The 19,310-nt window shown below is 69.6% G+C and carries 17 protein-coding genes, 4 tRNA genes and 1 pseudogene; 9 read left to right on the top strand and 13 right to left on the bottom strand.

The features are described 5' to 3' along the window. Positions 1–2: 2 nt before the first annotated feature. The 3 genes from Q0818_RS06405 to thrS form a co-directional block, all read right to left on the bottom strand. Positions 3–608: a hypothetical protein gene (locus Q0818_RS06405; protein ID WP_298872861.1), complete on the bottom strand. Its 606-nt coding sequence runs from the start codon at positions 606–608 to the stop codon at positions 3–5. A gap of 57 nt (positions 609–665) precedes the next feature. Beyond that, positions 666–1,178, bottom strand: coding sequence for an HIT domain-containing protein (locus Q0818_RS06400; protein WP_298873150.1), 513 nt, complete (start codon positions 1,176–1,178; stop codon positions 666–668). A 95-nt stretch (positions 1,179–1,273) separates the two neighbouring features. After that, positions 1,274–3,259 (bottom strand): threonine--tRNA ligase, encoded by a 1,986-nt coding sequence (gene thrS, locus Q0818_RS06395; protein ID WP_298872856.1) that lies wholly within the window; start codon positions 3,257–3,259, stop codon positions 1,274–1,276. Positions 3,260–3,341: 82 nt separating this feature from the next. On the opposite strand from thrS, the gene Q0818_RS06390 reads away from it, so the two are divergent. Then, positions 3,342–4,493, top strand: a complete 1,152-nt coding sequence (locus Q0818_RS06390; RefSeq protein ID WP_298872853.1) for an SLC13 family permease — start codon at positions 3,342–3,344, stop codon at positions 4,491–4,493. Positions 4,494–4,636: 143 nt separating this feature from the next. Here the strand turns inward: Q0818_RS06390 and Q0818_RS06385 are convergent. The 3 genes and pseudogenes from Q0818_RS06385 to Q0818_RS06375 all read right to left on the bottom strand — a co-directional run. After that, positions 4,637–4,825 (bottom strand): annotated as a pseudogene (locus tag Q0818_RS06385) (pyridoxamine 5'-phosphate oxidase family protein); the annotation flags it as partial. A gap of 107 nt (positions 4,826–4,932) precedes the next feature. Further along, positions 4,933–5,319, bottom strand: coding sequence for an ATP-dependent DNA ligase (locus Q0818_RS06380; RefSeq protein ID WP_366943116.1), 387 nt, complete (start codon positions 5,317–5,319; stop codon positions 4,933–4,935). Positions 5,320–5,511: 192 nt separating this feature from the next. Beyond that, on the bottom strand, positions 5,512–5,925 hold the full coding sequence (locus tag Q0818_RS06375) for a PPOX class F420-dependent oxidoreductase (RefSeq protein ID WP_298872851.1): 414 nt from the start codon (positions 5,923–5,925) through the stop codon (positions 5,512–5,514). A 130-nt stretch (positions 5,926–6,055) separates the two neighbouring features. Between Q0818_RS06375 and Q0818_RS06370 the strand changes: the two genes are divergently transcribed. Continuing rightward, complete coding sequence (locus Q0818_RS06370) at positions 6,056–6,238, top strand: hypothetical protein (protein ID WP_298872848.1); 183 nt, start codon at positions 6,056–6,058, stop codon at positions 6,236–6,238. Between the two features lie 629 nt (positions 6,239–6,867). Here the strand turns inward: Q0818_RS06370 and Q0818_RS06365 are convergent. The 3 genes from Q0818_RS06365 to Q0818_RS06355 form a co-directional block, all read right to left on the bottom strand. Further along, positions 6,868–6,939 (bottom strand) — tRNA-Val (locus tag Q0818_RS06365). Between the two features lie 27 nt (positions 6,940–6,966). Beyond that, positions 6,967–7,037 (bottom strand) — tRNA-Cys (locus Q0818_RS06360). 68 nt (positions 7,038–7,105) lie between these two features. After that, positions 7,106–7,178 (bottom strand) — tRNA-Gly (locus tag Q0818_RS06355). A 151-nt stretch (positions 7,179–7,329) separates the two neighbouring features. Here Q0818_RS06355 and Q0818_RS06350 point away from each other — a divergent pair. After that, positions 7,330–7,405, top strand: a tRNA-Val gene (locus Q0818_RS06350). A gap of 659 nt (positions 7,406–8,064) precedes the next feature. Here Q0818_RS06350 and Q0818_RS06345 read toward each other — a convergent pair. The 3 genes from Q0818_RS06345 to zapE all read right to left on the bottom strand — a co-directional run bounded on the left by Q0818_RS06345 (position 8,065) and on the right by zapE (position 11,155). Beyond that, positions 8,065–8,604 (bottom strand): type II toxin-antitoxin system PemK/MazF family toxin, encoded by a 540-nt coding sequence (locus Q0818_RS06345; RefSeq protein ID WP_298872845.1) that lies wholly within the window; start codon positions 8,602–8,604, stop codon positions 8,065–8,067. 72 nt (positions 8,605–8,676) lie between these two features. After that, on the bottom strand, positions 8,677–9,951 hold the full coding sequence (locus tag Q0818_RS06340; protein ID WP_298872842.1) for an ammonium transporter: 1,275 nt from the start codon (positions 9,949–9,951) through the stop codon (positions 8,677–8,679). 166 nt (positions 9,952–10,117) lie between these two features. Then, a complete protein-coding gene (gene zapE, locus Q0818_RS06335) occupies positions 10,118–11,155 on the bottom strand; it encodes a cell division protein ZapE (protein WP_298872839.1) in 1,038 nt (345 codons plus the stop codon). A 118-nt stretch (positions 11,156–11,273) separates the two neighbouring features. On the opposite strand from zapE, the gene Q0818_RS06330 reads away from it, so the two are divergent. Beyond that, entirely contained in the window at positions 11,274–12,176 is a 903-nt protein-coding gene (locus Q0818_RS06330) for a sulfurtransferase (protein ID WP_298872837.1), read from the top strand. Positions 12,177–12,210: 34 nt separating this feature from the next. Next, positions 12,211–12,651 (top strand): SufE family protein, encoded by a 441-nt coding sequence (locus Q0818_RS06325; RefSeq protein WP_298872835.1) that lies wholly within the window; start codon positions 12,211–12,213, stop codon positions 12,649–12,651. Between the two features lie 57 nt (positions 12,652–12,708). On the opposite strand, the gene Q0818_RS06320 is transcribed toward Q0818_RS06325, so the two are convergent. Continuing rightward, a complete protein-coding gene (locus Q0818_RS06320; protein WP_298872833.1) occupies positions 12,709–13,917 on the bottom strand; it encodes an alpha/beta fold hydrolase in 1,209 nt (402 codons plus the stop codon). A gap of 25 nt (positions 13,918–13,942) precedes the next feature. On the opposite strand from Q0818_RS06320, the gene Q0818_RS06315 reads away from it, so the two are divergent. The 4 genes from Q0818_RS06315 (at position 13,943) to Q0818_RS06300 (ending at position 19,137) form a co-directional block, all read left to right on the top strand. Next, positions 13,943–14,533 carry a DUF3000 domain-containing protein gene (locus Q0818_RS06315; RefSeq protein ID WP_298872831.1) on the top strand — a complete coding sequence of 197 codons (591 nt, stop codon included), beginning with the start codon at positions 13,943–13,945 and terminating at the stop codon, positions 14,531–14,533. Next, positions 14,526–15,722, top strand: a complete 1,197-nt coding sequence (locus tag Q0818_RS06310) for a ribonuclease D (protein WP_298872830.1) — start codon at positions 14,526–14,528, stop codon at positions 15,720–15,722. The genes Q0818_RS06315 and Q0818_RS06310 overlap by 8 nt, the downstream gene beginning before the upstream one ends. Positions 15,723–15,793: 71 nt before the next feature. Further along, positions 15,794–17,002 carry a thiolase family protein gene (locus tag Q0818_RS06305; protein ID WP_298872828.1) on the top strand — a complete coding sequence of 403 codons (1,209 nt, stop codon included), beginning with the start codon at positions 15,794–15,796 and terminating at the stop codon, positions 17,000–17,002. Next, positions 16,999–19,137 (top strand): 3-hydroxyacyl-CoA dehydrogenase NAD-binding domain-containing protein, encoded by a 2,139-nt coding sequence (locus Q0818_RS06300; RefSeq protein WP_298872826.1) that lies wholly within the window; start codon positions 16,999–17,001, stop codon positions 19,135–19,137. The genes Q0818_RS06305 and Q0818_RS06300 overlap by 4 nt, the downstream gene beginning before the upstream one ends. Positions 19,138–19,310: the final 173 nt, after the last annotated feature.

Raw genomic sequence — 19,310 nt, 5'->3', positions numbered from 1 at the left:
CGTCAGCCCCCGTACACCTGCTGATACGCGGCGACCCACGCGTCGCCGTCGTCGGGGCAGAGGAACGTCGTCCCGAAGACCATCACGCTCGCGATGGGCGCCTCCGCCTGAGTGCGGGCCGCACCGTCGAGCTCGGCGGGGATGAGCTGTGCGAACAGCGGAGACGTCGTGACGTGGGCGATGAGGGTCGAGGAGTCCACCTCATGCCGGCTCAGGATGGCGGTCTCGCACGCGTCTCCCGTCAGGGCCAGAGCCAGGTTCTCGTCGGATGCCGTCCACTGCAGCCCCTGCTGTTCGACGTATGCGCGCTGCTGGGCGATGAAGTCCTGCTGAGCCGGGGTCACCGCGACCAACGGCGTGCCGTCCATGGGGAGCTGCTGCTCGCGGAAGAACTCGTCGCGCTCGGCGTACACATCGGCGAAGTCGTCGGGATCGGCCGTCGCCTCGTCACCGGGCGTGGACGGCTGCGAAGCGGCGGGGGCCGGGGCGGACGCCTCCCCCGCCTCCCCGCGCTCGAGCGGGCTCGGAAGCGGGAGGCACGCGGTGGTCGCGCCGAGCACGGCGGCGAGAGTCAGCGAGAGCACGAAAGGGCGAGTCCGAGCGTTCATCGGAACACCATAGCCACGCCCGCTGCCCCGGCGGACGGGGTTGTGGATGACGCCGATTCAGGCGTCCCACGCCTCCGACACCGTCCGGCGCACGTCGCCGAGCAACTGCGGGAGGGCCTTCGTCTTCGCGATGATCGGGAAGAAGTTCGCGTCCGATGCCCATCGCGGCACGATGTGCTGGTGCAGGTGCGCGTCGACGCCCGCGCCCGCGATCGCCCCCTGGTTCATCCCCAGGTTGAAACCGTCGCAGTTCGACACCGCGCGGAGCACGCGCATGCCCCGCTGCGTGAGGGCGCCGATCTCCGCCACTTCCTCGTCGGTCGCCTGGTCGTAGGTGGCGATGTGGCGGTACGGGCACACGAGCAGATGCCCCGAGTTGTAGGGGAAGAGGTTGAGCAGCACGTAGGCGGTCTTCCCCCGCGCGACGATGAGCCCGTCTTCGTCGCTCTTGTCGGGTGCGGCGCAGAAGGGGCAGTTCTTCTCCATCGGCTCGCGGCCGGCGGAGATGTAGGCCATGCGGTGCGGCGTCCACAGGCGCTGGAACTCGTCGGGGACGCCCGGCAGGGTCATCGCGTCGACGAGCTCCGCGTCGGTGGTGGGCGCCCCGGATGCCGCCGCGTCGGTCGCGGACGTCGACTCCCCCGCGACGGCTTCCGGGTCGATCGTCACGCGAGGTCCTCCGCGGTGTTCACGAGCGCGCGCCCGCTGATCGCTCCGGTGATGCGCGCGACGGCCTCGTCGACCGGGATGCCGTTGAGCTGGGTGCCGTCGCGGAAGCGGAACGAGACCGTGCCGTTCGAGCGGTCCTGCTCGCCGGCGATCAGCATGAGCGGCACCTTCTGCGTGGTGTGCGTGCGGATCTTCTTCTGCATGCGGTCGTCGCTGTGATCGGCCTCGGCGCGGACGCCCCGGGCCTTCAGATCGGCGACGATCCCCTGGAGGTAGTCACCGTACTCGGCGGCCACCGGCACGGCCACGACCTGCACGGGGGCGAGCCACACCGGGAAGGAGCCCGCGTAGTGCTCGAGCAGGATCGCGAAGAATCGCTCGACCGAGCCGAACAGGGCGCGGTGGATCATCACCGGGCGGTGCTTCTCCCCGTCGGGGCCGGTGTATTCGAGCTCGAAGCGCTCGGGCTGGTTGAAGTCGAGCTGGATCGTCGACATCTGCCACGTGCGGCCGATCGCATCGCGCGCCTGCACCGAGATCTTCGGGCCGTAGAACGCGGCTCCGCCCGGGTCGGGGACGAGTTCGAGGCCGGAGGCCTCGGCGACCTCGCGCAGGGTCTCGGTCGCCTCGGTCCAGAGGGCGTCGTCGCCGATGAACTTCGGGTTGCCCTCCTCCTTCGTCGACAGCTCCAGGTAGAAGTCGTTCAGACCGTAGTCGCGCAGCGTCTGCAGCACGAAGTCGAGGCTGTGCGTCAGCTCGCCCTTCACCTGGTCGGCGGTGACGTAGATGTGCGTGTCGTCCTGGGTCATGCCGCGCACGCGCGTGAGGCCCGCGAGGGTTCCGCTCTTCTCGTAGCGGTAGACCGAGCCGAACTCGCTGAGGCGCAACGGGAGTTCGCGATAGCTGCGTCCGCGCGAGCGGAAGATCAGGTTGTGGAACGGGCAGTTCATGGGCTTCAGGTAGTACTCCTGGCCCTCCCGCGACACGTGCCCGTCGGCATCCACCACCTCGTCGAGCACCATCGGGGGGTACATGCCGTCGGCGTACCACTGGAGGTGGCCGCTGGTCATGAACAGGTCGCCCTTGGTGATGTGCGGGGTGTTGACGACGTCGTAGCCGTTCGCGAGCAGGCGCTCGCGCATGTACCGCTCGATCTCGTAGCGGATGATGCCGCCCTTGGGGTGGAACACCGCCAGGCCCGGCCCGATCTCGTCGGGGAACGAGAAGAGGTCGAGCTCCTTGCCGAGCTTGCGGTGGTCGCGCTTCGCGGCCTCCTCGAGGCGGTGCTGGTAGGCGCGGAGTTCGTCCTTCGTGGGCCACGCGGTGCCGTAGATGCGCTGCAGCTGCGGGTTCTTCTCGCTGCCACGCCAGTAGGCGCCGGCGATGCGGGTGAGGTCCCACCCGTTGCCGATCAGGCGCGTTCCGGGCACGTGCGGACCGCGGCACAGGTCTTTCCACGCGGTCTCGCCGTCGCGGGTGACGTTGTCGTAGATGGTCAGCTCTCCGGCTCCGACCTCGACGGACGCACCCTCGGCGGCCTCGGCGGACCCGCCCTTGAGGCCGATGAGCTCGAGCTTGAACGGCTCGTCGGCGAGCTCGGCTCGCGCCTCGTCATCGGTGACGACACGGCGTACGAACCGCTGGTTCTCGCGGACGATGCGCTCCATCTCCTTCTTGATGACCTTGAGGTCGTCGGGGGTGAAAGGCTCGTCGACCTGGAAGTCGTAGTAGAAGCCGTCGGTGACGGGCGGGCCGATGCCCAGGTTGGCCTGGGGCTTGACACGCTGGACGGCCTGGGCGAGAACGTGCGCCGTGGAGTGGCGGAGGATCGAGAGCCCGTCGGCGCTGTCGATGGTGACCGGCTCGACCTGATCGTCGGCCGTCACGGTCGTGGCCAGGTCTTTCAGCTCCCCGTTGACGCGCAGAGCGACGACCGAACGGTCAGGGAAGAGGGCGAAGCCATCGGCGGGGAAATCAGTCACAGAACATCTCCTGAAGGGGTCGGTTCCAGGCTACCGGGCGGGCGTGGCCTCGATCGCACCGGACGTGCCCCATAGTGGAGCGGTGACTCTGGCCATCATCGGCGGCGTGCTCTGGATCCTCGGGATCGTCGCGCTGCTCACCGGCGCCTTCCCCGCCGACGACGCCCTCGCCGTGGCCGACCGCGTCTGGCCGATCCTGCTGTTCGTGGTCGCCGTCACGATCGTCGCCGAACTGGCATCCAAAGCGGGGCTCTTCGACGTGGTCGCAGCCCGACTGGCGAAGCTCGCTCGCGGTCGCACCGCTCTGCTGTGGGCCCTCGTCGTCCTCCTCGCGACCGTGGCGACCGCCTTCCTCTCGCTCGACACCACGGCGGTGCTGCTGACGCCCGTCGTGGTCGCAATGGCGGTCGCGCGCCGGATGGACCCCCTGCCCTTCGCCTTCGTGACCGTGGTGCTCGCGAACACCGCGTCGCTCGTGCTGCCGGTGTCCAACCTCACCAACCTGTTGGCATCCGAGTCCCTCGGCGGCGGACACGACCCCGTGGCGTTTCTCGCCCTGCTCGGGCCCTCGGCGCTCATCGCGATCGCGGTGTCGGTCCTCGTGCTGACGGTCGTGTTCCTCCGGCGCCTGCCGAAGACCTACCCGGATGCCGCCGCTCCCACCGTGTCGGACCCCGTGCTCCTGCGCGTCGCCGGCATCGTCACGCTGGCGCTCCTGCCGCTGCTGGTGGTCGGCCTCGAACCGTGGATGCCGGCGGTCGCCGCCGCCGCGGTCCTCGTCGTCGCGTTCGCCCTGCGCGCGCCGAAGGCGCTCGGCATCCGGCTCGTGCCCTGGTCGTTGCTGGTCTTCGCCGGCGGGTTGTTCCTCGCCGTCGGAGCCCTCGAGGCGCTCGGTATCGGTCGGATCACCTCGGTGCTCGCCGGGACCGGCGACGACCTTGCGTCGCTGTGGCAGCTCGCCGGGGTGGGCGCTCTCGTCGCGAACGGGATCAACAACCTGCCCGCCTACCTCGCGCTGGAATCGGTCGCGGGGTCTCCGGTGCGCCTGGCTGCGCTGTTGATCGGCGTCAATGCCGGGCCGATCGTCGCACCGTGGGCGTCGCTGGCGACGCTGCTGTGGCACGAGCGTCTCGTGGCCGCGGGCATCGAGATGCGCTGGAGCAGGTTCATCGTGCTCGGCGCCGTGATCGCGCCGCTCATCCTGCTGCTCGCGGTCCTCCCGCTCGCCCTGTGAGTCGTCAGTCCTCGTAGGTACGCGACCACGCTTTTGCGCGGTTCGACGAACCACACGGCGAGGCCCGCGCGCATGCCGTACGGCGCGCCCGTGTACAGCGTCGAGATGCGGTCGACGTAGGGAAGGGCGTCGTCGCCGTCGATGCGCTCCACGGCCTCGCCGCGCACGAACGCCATCGAATACGGGTTGTCGGCACCCGTGACCGAGATCGCGACGCGCGGGTCGCGGCGGAGGTTGCGATCCTTGAGGGTGTCGACCTCGGTGAAGATCATGAGCCGATCGCCGTCGACCCCCACCCACAGCGGGATGGCGTGCGGCGAACCGTCTTCCATGAGGGTGGACAGGTGTGCGACGGCGGTGGTCTCGAAGAAGGGCTTGGCAGCGGTCCAGGCGGTCATGACGGGGTCAACCTCCGCACCACCGTGAGGAATTCCCGCGCTCAGGAGGGCGAGGGCGCGCGAACCTGCTCGTTCGGCACCTCGCGGAAGACCATCTCCGCGCGGGGGGTGTTCTCGCGCGGCGTGAACTCGTCGGGCTCGGGGATGACGTACAGACCACGTCCGGAGTTGGCGTTGTAGGTCAGCGCGTGCAGCCAGGCCGGGCTCAACTGCGGGGTTCGACTGCCGTGGTACTTGAACACGAGCGAGACGTTCGGGTGGATGTACACCGTCGTGCGCCCTCCCCCGGTGCTGATGTCGTCCTTCCAGGTGAAGGGGAACGACTCCCCTCGGCGCACCTTCGCCATGATCACAGCTTGGAGATGCGCGAGAAGGCGGTCCTCGAAGTCGACTTTGACGTCGCCGTCGTAAATGAACTTGCCCATCATGACCCCCGGGCGATCGTCGCCCCGGTGCGCGTATCTCCACGTGAGAATCCGAACGCGAATGGCCGGGGGTCCGTCGCTGTCTCTGCGTGCACTGTCTCCCACGCGGCCCCCGTACGCAAACCCCCTTGCCGCCCCGTCGCTACCGGGATAGCCGATCGCGTGATCCGGCCTTCGACCGGGGATGCCGACGGATCAGTCCCCGCGCGATATACGCAGGATCACCCGGTCGCCGGGTTTGCGCTGGAGGCGTCGCACGAGCGCTTCGAGGCCGAGGATCGCACGGAACTGCAGCCCGTATTTGCGTCGGAGGGCCGCATGGGCGCGAGCGTCGTCTGTCGCCGGCCCCGCGACGCGGGCGCGGGCGTCGACCGTGATCGCATCCGGATCGACCGCGCCCATGCGACTGCAGGGGCGCAGGGTGACCCGGGGATCGTTGCGCAGACGCTTGACCTTGCCCGTCGAGCGTTCGCTCGTGACGACGAGTTCGTCGCCGTCTCGGGCGATCCATACCGGTACGGCTACCAGGGCGCCGTTCTTGCGGTAGGTGCCGAGGGAGACGAAGGGCGATGAGGCGATCTCGCGCCAGTGGGTGTCAGGGACCGTCATGGCTTCACGCTAGCGCCGTCCGGCCGACCTCCTCGGGGGTTGCGGGCGCACCTGGGGTGGAGGCCGGTTTACGAAGACTCCGTATGGGAGCGCTTCCATACGCGCTCCGCGGACCCGTACGCTCGCGGTCATGGGGAGCTATGACGTCCCACAGGTGGGGCCTGTGGTCGTGTCGCTGGAGACGTACCGGTTCGGGTTGACCAACGAATCGTTGACGACCTTGACGTCGGTCCGTCGGGCCGATGGCAGGGCGTTGGACGTCGTCGACGAGGAGCGCGTGGCGCAGTACCTCGAAAGCATCGACGTGATCTGAGGCTTCCGGTTGTGCGCGGCCTATGCCGAACCTCAACGTCGGCGCAAGGAAAGCGCAACAGTGCCACAAGAGCGGCGGATTCGTGTCCCCCTTTCGGTGGACATGGGTTAGCGTCGTCTCGTTCCCGCCGCCAGGCACTCCGCAGCCCCCCTTACTGGCGGCGGGAACAACCACTCCCTCGGTTCTTCTCGTGAACCCGGCGATGCGGGGATCAGTTCGTCGACGAGGACGCGCCCACGCCGCGCCGCCACCCGCCTTCGCGTATCGGGCCCGCTTCATCGCCGGTGTCTCGTGATCGGCCCCGGTCTCCGCGTGCTCGCGCCGGTCTCCGCGTGCTCGCGCCGGGACGTCGCCGCGGCGAGAAGGGGCCGAGCTGCACGTGTTCAATGGCGCAGGGTTGTCTCGCGCCGGCCGCCCCTCCCCCGCGTTCGATCGCCGGGGAGCCCGGTGTCGAACCACTCGGGACCCCGCTGTCGATCCCGGCCGGACCGGCCTGGCGGGTTGATCGCCACGCGCGAGCGCGATTTCAGCCGACGGGCGCGTCTGCGCTGACGCATCGGACGACCGCCATCGAGGCGCGCCGCCCGGGCATACGAAAAAACCCCCGGCGAGCCGGGGGTTTCATTCGGTGCGCGATACTGGGATCGAACCAGTGACCTCTTCCGTGTCAGGGAAGCGCGCTACCGCTGCGCCAATCGCGCCTATACAGGCTGTTCTATTGTGAGGCGAGGTGGCGACGGGATTCGAACCCGTGTAAACGGCTTTGCAGGCCGGTGCCTAGCCGCTCGGCCACGCCACCGTGATGTGGTTCGACCCACGTGTCGTGATCTGTCTGCCAGCCATGCTGACGACAGTTCCCTCCACTCGAGCGGATGACGAGACTCGAACTCGCGACCCCAACCTTGGCAAGGTTGTGCGCTACCAACTGCGCTACATCCGCATTTCGTTCCCGGGGCTTGCCCCGAGCACTCGTAAGACATTACCCGATCTGGGCGCGGGCGCAAAACGAGGTGCGCCCCGCGCGTGTCTTTCGGATTGGTCGGAAGCACCGTCCGGCATCCGGTACGATCGTTGAGTCCCGTTCGGGATGCGGGCGATTGGCGCAGTTGGTAGCGCGCTTCCTTCACACGGAAGAGGTCATCAGTTCGAGTCTGGTATCGCCCACCACAGAAGGCCCTCGGTTCGCCGGGGGCCTTCGTCGTTCCCGGTGCCACGGTGTTGCGTTCGCAGCCGCCCGCCGAGGAGGCGCCTCCACCTGGTGGCGCCCGCATGGTCTCGACGTCACCCTCGATGGGGAACGTTCTCGGTTCTCCCCGCGCTCAGCAACACGATCAGGCCAGCAGGCACACAAACGATCGCGTCGAGCTCGCGGTAGCCGCGGGCGGCGCAACGACGGATGCCATGTCCGACACGTCGCGTTCGGGCGTCGGTGCCGCGGTGTGTCGGGGCGCCTACCCGCCGTCGCGCCCGACCCGGCGCGACGTGCGCCGGCCTGTCGCCGTCGGCACCCGTCGGGGCTGCGGCCCAGGCCGCACCTGCCCACGCCGTGAGCACAACGGCGGATGCCGCGTCCGACGCGCCGTGTTCGAGCGTGGGTGCTGTGGCGTGTCACTGTGACGACCCGCCGTTGTGCGCGATCCAGTCGACCCGCCGCGGACCAGGTCTATCTGAGGTGTCGAATCGTCACCGCTCGAGGATGCGACCACCCTCGATGAGGTCGCGGGGCGATGGGATCCGGAAAGGCACAGGGCCTCCGAGACAACCGGGTTCGCGCCGCGGTGTCGCGCACGGACGCCGACCACGCGGTCCTTCGATCGGGCCGTCGGTCAGCCGCGGGTCCACCCGTACCGGGCCGAGAGTGCCGCCGCCACGGCATCGAACCGCTTGCGATCCAGAGCCGCGGCCTCGCGCCGCATACCCGCGTCGTGCACCAGGTACACCTGTTCCACATCCACCCACGAGGGTCGACGCTGCGGGTCCCACTCCCCCGTGCCGAGAGGCAGGTACTGCCGGTCGCCGTCGTGCGGCTTGCTGGTCAGGCGCACGGCGTAGGAGCGGGTGGCATCCGCTCGACCGACGATGAGCACGGGACGGTCCTTCCCTCGCCCGTCGCGCTCCTCGTACGGGACCCACGTCCAGACGATCTCACCCCCGTCGGGTGCATCGTCGCGCTCGGGGGCGTACGACAACGTCAGACGCCGCGGAGGATCGACCTCGACGGTCTCGGTCACCGACGGCGCGTCAGGGCGCGAGGTGGGCCGTGTGGGCGCCGGAGAGGGGCGCGAGGGGCGGGTGGAGGGCGTCGTGGCCGCACCGGAGCGGAAGAGGCCCAGCAACGCCGACAGCACGCGAGAGGTCGTTCCCATACGGCCCACCCTAGACACGCGGAACGGGGCGCCACCGACGAATCGGCGACGCCCCGTTCGGGGTGAGCGGTGTCAGCCGCGCACGTCGGAGAGCACGTAGCCCTCCTCGCCGTGCACGACGGTGTCGATACCGGCGATCTCGTCCTCGTTCTTCACGCGGAAGCCGATCGTCTTCTCGATCGCGAAACCGATGACGAAGGCCAGCACGAACGAGTACACCAGCACCGCGAGGGCGGCGATCGCCTGGACGATCAGCTGGTTGAACGAGCCGCTCTCGATGAGACCGGTGCCCCGGGCGAAGATGCCCAGATACAGCGTTCCCAGCAGACCGCCGACCAGGTGGATGCCGACCACGTCGAGCGAGTCGTCGAAGCCGAGCTTGAACTTCAGCTCGATCGCGAGGGCGCAGACGGCACCGGCGAGGAGGCCGAGCACGATGGCCCAGATCGGGTCCAGAGCGGCGCAGGCGGGGGTGATCGCGACCAGACCCGCGACGGCACCGGAGGCGGCGCCGACCGAGGTGGGCTTGCCGTCCTTGATCTTCTCGACGATCAGCCAGGCCAGGAGGGCTGCGGCGGGAGCGGCGATGGTGTTGACGAAGGCGAGAGCCGCGGTGCCGTCGGCAGCGAGCTCCGAACCGGCGTTGAAGCCGAACCAGCCGAACCACAGCAGACCCGCGCCGAGGAGCACGAACGGCGGGTTGTGGGGGACGTGAGCGCCCTTCTGGAACCCGACGCGCTTGCCGAGCACGAGCGCGAGGGCGAGGGCGGCGGCACCGGCGTTGATGTGCACCGCGGTTCCACCGGCGAAGTCGATCGCCCCGACGCCGAAGACGTCCTGCATACCGTGGGTGATCCAGCCGCCGTACGAGAACGAGGCGTCATCGGCCAGGCCGAAGTTGAAGACCCAGCTGGCGACCGGGAAGTAGACCACGGTGGCCCAGATGCCGGCGAAGATCATCCATGCGCCGAACTTGGCGCGGTCGGCGATGGCACCCGAGACCAGGGCGACGGTGATGATGGCGAAGGTGGCCTGGAAGGCGACGAACGCGAGCGGCGGGTACGCCGCGCCTTCGGGCGTTTCGAGGACGCCGGCGAGGCTGAAGTTGCTGGGGTCGATCGCCCACGGGAACTGGGTGGTTCCCTCTTCGGTGGTCGGGAACGCGATCGAGTAGCCGTAGAGCACCCACAGGACCCCCATGAGGCCCATGGCGCCGAAGCTCATCATCATCATGCTGATGACGCTCTTGGCCTTGACGAGACCGCCGTAGAAGAACGCGAGTCCTGGCGTCATGAGCAGCACGAGTGCCGCTGCTATCAGGATGAATGCGGTGTTGCCTTGATCCATCTCGGAGGGAACCTCTCTGCAGGGACGCAGGTGTAGCGTCGGGTCCCCTCAGTGTTCACAGTCGCGGTTACCATCGCCGTTCGTCCCGTGTTTCGCGAAGGTTACAGCCTCGGCTCTCCGGTAAACATCGCGTTTCGTGCCCATGAGAGGCACTGATGAACCGGCCTCAGGAGTGAGTCAGCGCGACCAGGCGCGAGACCGCGCGAAGGTACTTCTTGCGGTATCCGCCCGCCAGCATCTCGTCGCTGAAGACGGTGTTCAGTGCCACGCCCGTGGCGCGGATCGGGATCTGCGCGTCGTACGCGCGGTCGACGAAGGCGACCAGGCGAAGGGCGGCCGACTGATCGTGCAGCACCTGCACGTCGCGCAGCCCGATGACCCCCACACCGTCGATGAGGCGGATGAAGCGCGACGGATGCACACGGGCCAGGTGCCCGACGAGGTCGGCGAACGCGTCATCGGATGCCACGCTCCCCGCCGAGGCGGTCTCCAGCGCTGCGCGGTAGTCGTCGTCGGAGAGCACCTTGGCCTCTCCGTCGATCGCGCGCTGGCGGAAGTCGGTGCCGTCGATGCGGATGGTGCGGAAGCTGTCGGCCATCGACTGGATCTCGCGGAGGAAGTCCTGCGCCGCGAAGCGTCCCTCCCCCAGGGCGTTCGGCGGAGTGTTCGAGGTCGCTGCGAGTCGGGTTCCGGATGCCACGAGCTCGCCGAGCAGTCGCGTCATGACCATCGTGTCGCCGGGGTCGTCGAGCTCGAATTCGTCGATGCACAGCAGATCGGATCCGCGGAACAGCTCGACGGCCTTGGCGTAGCCGAGCACGCCCACCAGGGCGGTGTACTCGATGAACGAGCCGAAGTACTTCCGACGTGCGGGCATGGCGTGGTAGATCGCGGCGAGCAGGTGGGTCTTGCCGACGCCGAAGCCGCCGTCCAGGTACACGCCCGGCTTGACCGGCGGGGTCTTCTCGGCGCGGCGGAAGAAGCCGCCCTTCTTCGCGGGGGCGGACTGCTTCGCGGCGAAGGCCTGCAGCAGCTCTTTCGCCTCCTGCTGCGAGGGGTAGGCGTCATCCGCCCGGTACGACTCGAAGGTCGCACCGTCGAACTGCGGCGGGGGCACCAGCGCGCTGACCATCTCGGCGCCCGAGACCGCGGGCTCGCGATCGGTGAGGTGGATGAGGCCGGTCGTCGCGGGGGTAGAGGTCATGGCCGTCCTGAGTCCAAGTCTTACGGGGAGGGTGCGTGCCCCTTGCCGCGGATCTAGGGTCGAAGGTGCGGTGTCCACCCTATGCCGCCGCATCCGCCGTACCGACCGAGGAGACACCGTGACCGTCGAGATCGACACCACCTCCCCCAAATTCGCCGAGTACTCCGAGCCCGGACGGCTCGTCACCGGCGAGTGGCTGCAGGAGCGCCTCGGGGCGCCGGGGCTCGTCGTGGTGGAATCCGACGAAGACGTGCTGCTGTACGAGACCGGCCACATCCCGGGAGCGGTCAAGGTCGACTGGCACACCGAGCTCAACGACCCCGTCGTGCGCGACTACGTCGACGGTGCGGGCTTCGCGAAGCTCCTGAGCGCCAAGGGCATCTCGCGCGACGACACGGTCGTCATCTACGGCGACAAGAACAACTGGTGGGCCGCGTACGCCCTCTGGGTGTTCTCGCTGTTCGGCCACGAGGACGTGCGCCTGCTCGACGGCGGCCGCGACAAGTGGATCTCCGAGGGACGCCCGCTCACGACCGACAAGACCGTCGTCGAGCCCACCGACTACCCCGTCGTCGAGCGTGACGACTCCGTGCTGCGCGCCTACAAGGACGACGTGCTCGCGCACCTCGGCAACCCCCTCATCGACGTGCGCTCCCCCGAGGAGTACTCCGGCGAGCGCACCACCGCCCCGGCCTACCCCGAAGAGGGGGCGCTGCGCGCAGGCCACATCCCGAGCGCGCAGAGCGTGCCGTGGGGCAAGGCGGTCGCGGAGGACGGCGGCTTCAAGTCGCGTGCCGAATTGGAGGCCATCTACCGCGACGGCGCGGGCCTCGCCGACGGCGACAAGATCGTCGCGTACTGCCGCATCGGCGAGCGTTCGAGCCACACGTGGTTCGTGCTGAAGCATCTGCTCGGCTTCGACGACGTGCGCAACTACGACGGGTCGTGGACCGAGTGGGGCAGCGCGGTGCGCGTTCCGATCGTCGCCGGGGCGGAGCCGGGAGAGGTCCCCGGACGCTGAGCCCGGCCGCGGTGGGCGTGGGAGGATGACGGAGATGTCCGATAACGCCCTCCCCGCCCGCCTCGCCGAGATCCGCGAGGAATTCCTGGAGCTCGACGAGCCCGACCGTCTGCAGCTGCTGCTGGAGTTCTCGCAGGAGCTGCCCGAGGTGCCCGCGGAGTACGCGGACCACCCCGAGCTCGCCGAGCGCGTCGCGGAGTGCCAGTCGCCGGTGTACATCATCGTCACCGTCGACGACGACGACCGTGTCGCGATGCACGCGACGGCGCCCGCCGAGGCGCCGACCACCCGCGGTTTCGCCAGCATCCTGGCGCAGGGACTGACCGGGTTGAGCGCCGACGAGATGCTCGCCGTCCCTGACGACTTCCCGCAGAGCATCGGGCTCACCCGCGCGGTGAGCCCGCTGCGCATCGCCGGTATGACCGGCATGCTCATGCGCGCGAAGCGTCAGGTGCGCGCCAAGCGCGGCGCCTGATCCGCGGGGTCACCGCAGCCGGTCCCGGCCATCGCGCCGGGTTGCCGGCATCCGGGATCACTCCTCGCGGGTGAGACCCCGCTCGCGCAGCCAGTCCGCGATGGCGTCGGACCAGCGCGTCTCGTCGTAGTTCCACAGCTTGGTGTGGCGGGCGGTGGTGAAGGTCTCCATCGTCACGAGGTCGGGCCGCGCTGCCGCGAGCGCGTACGAGGCGTCCGAGGGGACGAAACCGTCGTCGTCGCTGTGGAGGATGAGCACGGGATGCCGCAGGTCGCGCGCGCGGGCGACGACGTCGAGCCGGTCGAGGGGGATCGGTTCGTCGGCACCGAGCACGGCGGCTCCCCAGTTGGAGCGGATCGTGCTCTGCGCCAGCGCGATCACCGGTTCGGGAAGCCGCATCATGCGTCCTTGGAACGCCAGAACCGTGCGCCAGTCCACGACCGGCGAGTCGAGCACGAGCCCGGCGATCACGTCGCCGTGCGGGGACTCGAGGGCCGCCTGCAGGGCGAGCGCTCCCCCCATCGACCAGCCCATGAGGACGATACGGCGCGCGCCGTGGCGTCGGGCGTAGCCGATCGCGGCATCCAGGTCGCGCCATTCCGTGGCGCCGAGGCCGTAGGTGCCCGACGGGCTCCGGGGAGCGTCGCCGTCGTTGCGGTACGACACGACGAGGCTCGTGATGCCGAGACCGTGGAAGACCGGAACGGCGCGCAGCGTCTCGGCGCGGGTCGTGCCTCGACCGTGCACCTGGACCACCCAGACGTCGGTGTCCTCCGACGCGGGGAACTCCCACGCGGGACACGCGCCCACCCCGGTCTCGATGTCGACCTCGTGGAACGGCAGGTGCAGCTGCCCGGGCTGGTCGAAGTACCAGCCGCTGAATGCGGCCTCGGGGGCGAGATCGCCGTCGGCGGCGACGTGGGTGAGCAGCTTGCGGGTGACGCTCGCCTCGTCGCTGCCCACGATGGCGCCGAGGCGCAGATACTCGGCCGAGCCGACGGTGAAGAGCCCGTAGCGGCCCGGCAGTGCGGTGTCGGGGGTCCGCGCGAGGGTGATGGTCTGCGCGGCGGCGTCGAGGCGCAGGATGCGGGTGTCGGGGCGGCGGCCGGCCGGGCGCACGACGGTGCGTGCGACGCGCAGCGAAACGGCACCCAGAGCGCCCGCCGAGGCGGTCAGGGCGAAGGCCAGGGAGGAGAGGGCGATGCGGAAAGCGGTGATGCGGCGCCGCGATGCGCGGGGACCCGCGGCGCGCCTGGGAGCGTTCATCGAGGCCTCACTCTAGTCTGCTGCCGTGAGGGAACATCGCCCGACGGAGGCCGCCGGACCGTTCGCGCGTGCCGCCGAGGAGGTGCGCGCCACGACGTTCCGCGACGACCTCGTGGTGCGGGAGATCCCTTCGCCCGCGGGCCTGGCGCCCTTCTCGCTCGCCCTTGCCGGCGACGTGCGCCCCGAGGAGCACGCCACCGACTCGCCCTTCGGCACCGGTCGCTTCATCCTCCTGCACGACCCCGAGGAGCCCGAGCCCTGGGGCGGGGCCTGGCGCATCGTGTGCTTCGCCCAGGCGCCGCTCGAGCCCGAGATCGGCGTCGACCCGCTGCTCGCCGAGGTCGCCTGGTCATGGCTCATCGATGCCCTGGACTCGCGCGGGGCCGACCGCCACTCCGAGTCGGGCACCGCCACCAAGACCCTCTCTACCGGTTTCGGCGCTCTCGCCGCGCAGGGCGAGGGGTCGCAAATCGAACTTCGCGCGTCATGGTCGCCGCGCGGTCCCTTCCGCCCGCACCTCGAGGCGTGGGCGGAGCTCGTGTGCATGCTCGCCGGTCTCCCCCCGGGGTCGGAGGGCGTTGCCGTGTTCGGAGCCCGGAGGCCCACGCGTGGTTGAGTACATCGTCATCGAGGATGCCGCGGGGTTCCACGCCGCGTGCGAGGCGCTGGCCGCCGGGACGGGGCCGGTCGCGGTCGACGTCGAGCGCGCCTCGGGGTTCCGCTATTCGCAGCGCGCCTACCTCATCCAGGTCTTCCGTCGTGAGGCCGGGGTCTTCCTCTTCGACCCCACGACCATCGAGGACTTCACGCCGCTGCAGACGGCGATCGGCGACGCCGAGTGGGTGTTCCACGCCGCCAGTCAGGACCTCCCGTCGCTCCGGGAGCGCGGGCTCGAGCCCCCGGTGATCTTCGACACCGAACTGGGCTCGCGCCTGCTCGGGCACGAGCGGGTGGGCTTGGGGGCCGTGGTCGAGCAGACTCTCGGCATCACCCTCGCAAAGGCGCACTCGGCGGCCGACTGGTCGACGCGTCCGCTGCCGGCATCCTGGCTCGAATACGCCGCCCTCGACGTCGAGCACCTCATCGACGTGCGCGACGTACTCGTCGCCGAGTTGGAGGAGCAGGAGAAGACGGAGTTCGCGCGGCAGGAATTCCAGGCGGTGCTCGACCGGCAGCCCAAGCCCGTGCGGGAGGACCCGTGGCGCCGCCTCAGCGGCCTGCACACGGTGCGCGGACGCCGCTCGCTCGCCGTCGCCCGGTCGCTGTGGCAGGCCCGTGAGGACTTCGCCCGTGAGCAGGATGTCGCCCCCGGTCGGCTGGTCCCCGACCGTGCCCTGGTGGCCGCGGTTCTCGCCGACCCGGCGAGCAAGCAGGCGCTGGCGGGGGTCAAGGAGTTCAACGGGCGCGCGAGTCGCTCGCAGTTGGACCGATGGTGGAACGCGATCGTCGAGGGCCGCGAGACCGCGGACCTCCCGGCCGACCGGGTCCCCAGCGACACGCTGCCACCGCCCCGCGCGTGGGCCGACCGCAACCCGGACGCCGACCGGCGTCTCAAGGCTGCGCGGCCCGCCGTCGAGGCGCGGGCGGAAGAGCTGCGGATGCCGACCGAGAACCTGCTCACCCCGGAGACGCTGCGTCGTCTGGCGTGGGCGCCGCCCGCCGAGGTCACCGTCCAGAGCGTCGGAGCAGCTCTCGCCGAACTCGGCGCGCGCCCCTGGCAGATTGATCAGACCGCACAGGTGATCGCGGATAGCTTTGTAGCTTCCCTCAACACGGCCGAGGACGCTCCCCCCACCGATTCGTAGGTTCGGACAACCGATTCTCCGCGGTCGGGGTGGCTTCCTAGGCTGGGGTCATCCCAAACTATGGAGGCAGAGTGGCCGAGATGACGGACGTCTTCTTCGTCGACGGAATGCGCACCCCCTTCGGGCGCGCCGGCGAGAAGGGCATGTACTGGAACACCCGCGCCGACGACCTGGTGGTCAGGGCGATCATCGGGTTGATGGAGCGCAACGGCGACGTGCCGAAGAACCGGATCGACGACGTGGCGATCGCCGCGACGTCGCAGACCGGTGATCAGGGACTCACGCTGGGCCGTACGGCGGCGATCCTGGCGGGACTCCCGATGACCGTGCCGGGCCTGGCGATCGAGCGCATGTGCGCCGGCGCCATGACGAGCGTCACGACCATGGGCGCCTCGATCGGCGTCGGCATGTACGACCTCGCCCTCGCGGGCGGTGTCGAGCACATGGGTCGCCACCCCATCGGCGGCAACGTCGACCCCAACCCCCGCTTCGTGGCCGAGAAGCTGGTCGACCCGGGCGCGCTGAACATGGGCGTCACCGCCGAGCGCATCCACGACCGCTTCCCCCACCTGACCAAGGGGCGCGCCGACCGCTTCGGCGCGGCCAGCCAGCACAAGGTGCAGGCCGCGTACGAGGCCGGCAAGATCCAGCCCGACCTGGTGCCCGTCGCGGTGAAGGATGCCGACGGCGCGTGGGGCCTCGCGACCGAGGACGAGGGGCGCCGCCCCGAGACCACCGTCGAGGGTCTCGCGACGCTCAAGACGCCGTTCCGTCCGCACGGCCGCGTCACCGCCGGTACCTCGTCGCCCCTCACGGACGGCGCGACCATCAGCCTGCTCGCCGGAGCCGACGCGGTGAAGGAGTTCGGCCTCGCTCCCAAGATGCGGATGGTCTCGTTCGCCTTCGCGGGCGTCGAGCCCGAGATCATGGGCATCGGCCCGATCCCCTCGACCGAGAAGGCGCTGAAGAAGGCCGGTCTCACGATCGACGACATCGGCCTGTTCGAGCTGAACGAGGCATTCGCGATCCAGGTGATCTCGCTGCTCGACCACTTCGGCATCGCCGACGACGACCCTCGCGTGAATCCCTGGGGCGGCGCGATCGCGCTGGGCCACCCGCTCGCGGCATCCGGAGTCCGCCTGATGATCCAGCTCGCGGCGCAGTTCGCCGAGCGTCCCGACGTGCGCTACGGCCTCACCGCCATGTGCGTGGGCCTCGGCCAGGGCGGCTCGGTCATCTGGGAGAACCCGTTCTTCGACGGAAAGAAGAAGCGCAAGTGACCGACTACGCATCCATCGACTTCTCGCCCCTCGACGCCCTCACCGGCGACGAGGTGGTGACCCACTCCCCCGTCCGCGACGTGCGCCTGCCCTCGGGCAACGTGCTCGCGCTGATCACGCTCGACAACGGCCGTGATCACACGCGTCCCAACACGCTGGGGCCGGCGACCCTCGCCGAGCTCGGGCGCACGCTCGAGACGCTGAAGGAGCGTGCCGCGAAGGGCGAGATCCACGCGGTCGCGATCACCGGCAAGCAGTACATCCTCGCCGCCGGCGCCGACCTGTCCGACGTCGCGAAGCTGCCCTCGAAGGACGTCGCCCGCCTCATCGCGCAGCGCGGCCACCAGGTGATCGGGTCGCTTTCCGACCTCGGCGTCCCGTCGTTCGCGTTCGTCAACGGCCTCGCCCTGGGCGGCGGTCTCGAGATCGCGCTGAACTCGACCTACCGGACGGTCGACGCCTCGGCCGCGGCCGTCGCGCTGCCCGAGGTGTTCCTCGGCATCATCCCCGGCTGGGGCGGGGCCTACCTGCTGCCGAACCTCATCGGCATCGAGAACGCCCTCGAGGTCGTCATCTCGAACCCGCTCAAGCAGAACCGCATGCTCAAGCCGCAGCAGGCCTTCGACCTCGGGATCATGGATGCCATCTTCCCGGCGGCCTCCTACCTCGAGGACTCGCTACGCTGGGCCGACGGCGTGCTCACCGGTCGGGTCCGCGTCGAGCGAAAGAACGAGCCGGGCAAGCTCGAGCGCCTGACCAAGTGGCCCATCGCGATCAAGATGGCCCGCGGCATGCTCGAGTCCAGGATCGGCACCGTGCCCCGCTCCCCCTACGTCGCACTCGACCTGCTCGACAAGGCCAAGAGCGGTACGAAGGCCGAGGGTTTCGCGCGCGAGGACGAGGCCCTGGCCGACCTCATCACGGGCGATCAGTTCGCGGCATCCATGTACGCCTTCGACCTCGTGCAGAAGCGCGCCAAGCGTCCGGTCGGGGCCCCCGACAAGGCGCTCGCGAAGAAGGTCACCAAGGTCGGCGTCATCGGTGCGGGCCTGATGGCGTCGCAGTTCGCCCTGCTGTTCGTGCGGAAGCTGCGCGTGCCCGTCATCATCACCGACCTCGACCAGGGCCGCGTCGACAAGGGTGTGGCATCCATCCGCGAGGAGATCGGCAAGCTCGAGACGAAGGGCCGCCTCGACGGCGACACCGCGAACCAGCTCCGCGCCCTCGTGCACGGAACGACGGACCGCGGCGAGTTCGCCGACTGCGACTTCGTCATCGAGGCCGTGTTCGAGGAAGTGGGCGTCAAGCAGGAGGTCTTCTCCGCCATGGAGAAGATCGTCGCCGACGACGCGATCCTCGCCACCAACACCTCGTCGCTCTCGGTCGCCGAGATCGGTTCGGTGCTGCAGAACCCCGAGCGCCTGGTGGGCTTCCACTTCTTCAACCCCGTCGCGGTCATGCCGCTCATCGAGGTCGTGAAGACGGATGCCACGAGCGACGCCGCGCTGTCGACGGCCTTCGTGGTCGCGAAGGGTCTCGGCAAGAACGCCGTGCTCACCGCCGACGCCCCCGGGTTCGTCGTCAACCGCCTCCTGGCCAAGGTCATGGGAGAGGCCGCGCGCGCGGTGTACGAGGGAACGCCGATCACCGTCGTCGAGAAGGCGTTCGCGCCCCTCGGGCTGCCGATGGGGCCGTTCCAGCTCATCGACCTCGTCGGCTGGAAGGTCGCCGCCCACGTGCAGGACACGATGGCGCACGCGTTCCCCGAGCGGTTCTTCTCGTCGGAGAACTTCCACGAGCTCGCAGCTATCCCCGAGGTCGTCGAGAAGGACAAGGGCGGTCGCGTGACCGGCTGGACTAAGGCCGCGCAGAAGGTGCTCGTCACCGGCAAGACCCCGGTCGCGCCCGAGACCATCCTCGCCCGCGTGCAGGACGGCCTCGCGCAGGAGATCAAGATCATGCTGGAGCGGGGCGTGGTCCCCGAGGTGCAGGACATCGACCTCTGCCTCATCCTCGGCGCCGGGTGGCCCTTCATCGACGGGGGCGCTTCGCCCTACCTCGATCGCGAGGGAGCCTCGCAGCGCGCCTTCGGCGACACGTTCCACCACCCGCCCATCCGCGGCATCGGGGCCTGAGGGTCCTCTCTCACGACGGCGCCGTCCCCGAGGGGGCGGCGCCGCCGTCGTCGATGCGGGGCTGGCGTCGCCCGGGCAGAGGAGATCGTTCGAGGGCAGGGCCGGGCTGGTCGGTGCGGGCCTGTTCCGGCGTGATCGCCTGTGGCGGCGCGGTGGGCGCGGTACGACGAAGG

The organism is uncultured Microbacterium sp., from assembly GCF_947489255.1.
Classification (GTDB): Bacteria; Actinomycetota; Actinomycetes; order Actinomycetales; family Microbacteriaceae; genus Microbacterium; species Microbacterium phycohabitans.
This window is presented reverse-complemented; position numbering and strand designations above follow the sequence as displayed.

Excerpts from the sequence above, each read along its gene's own strand:
- Q0818_RS06405 (WP_298872861.1), bottom strand. The coding sequence starts at position 608 with ATGAACGCTCGGACTCGCCCTTTCGTGCTCTCGCTGACTCTCGCCGCC.
- Q0818_RS06400 (WP_298873150.1), bottom strand. The coding sequence starts at position 1,178 with ATGACCCTGCCGGGCGTCCCCGACGAGTTCCAGCGCCTGTGGACGCCG.
- Q0818_RS06380 (WP_366943116.1), bottom strand. The coding sequence starts at position 5,319 with ATGATGGGCAAGTTCATTTACGACGGCGACGTCAAAGTCGACTTCGAG.
- Q0818_RS06375 (WP_298872851.1), bottom strand. The coding sequence starts at position 5,925 with ATGACGGTCCCTGACACCCACTGGCGCGAGATCGCCTCATCGCCCTTC.
- Q0818_RS06370 (WP_298872848.1), top strand. The coding sequence starts at position 6,056 with ATGGGGAGCTATGACGTCCCACAGGTGGGGCCTGTGGTCGTGTCGCTG.
- Q0818_RS06345 (WP_298872845.1), bottom strand. The coding sequence starts at position 8,604 with ATGGGAACGACCTCTCGCGTGCTGTCGGCGTTGCTGGGCCTCTTCCGC.
- Q0818_RS06340 (WP_298872842.1), bottom strand. The coding sequence starts at position 9,951 with ATGGATCAAGGCAACACCGCATTCATCCTGATAGCAGCGGCACTCGTG.
- zapE (WP_298872839.1), bottom strand. The coding sequence starts at position 11,155 with ATGACCTCTACCCCCGCGACGACCGGCCTCATCCACCTCACCGATCGC.
- Q0818_RS06325 (WP_298872835.1), top strand. The coding sequence starts at position 12,211 with ATGTCCGATAACGCCCTCCCCGCCCGCCTCGCCGAGATCCGCGAGGAA.
- Q0818_RS06320 (WP_298872833.1), bottom strand. The coding sequence starts at position 13,917 with ATGAACGCTCCCAGGCGCGCCGCGGGTCCCCGCGCATCGCGGCGCCGC.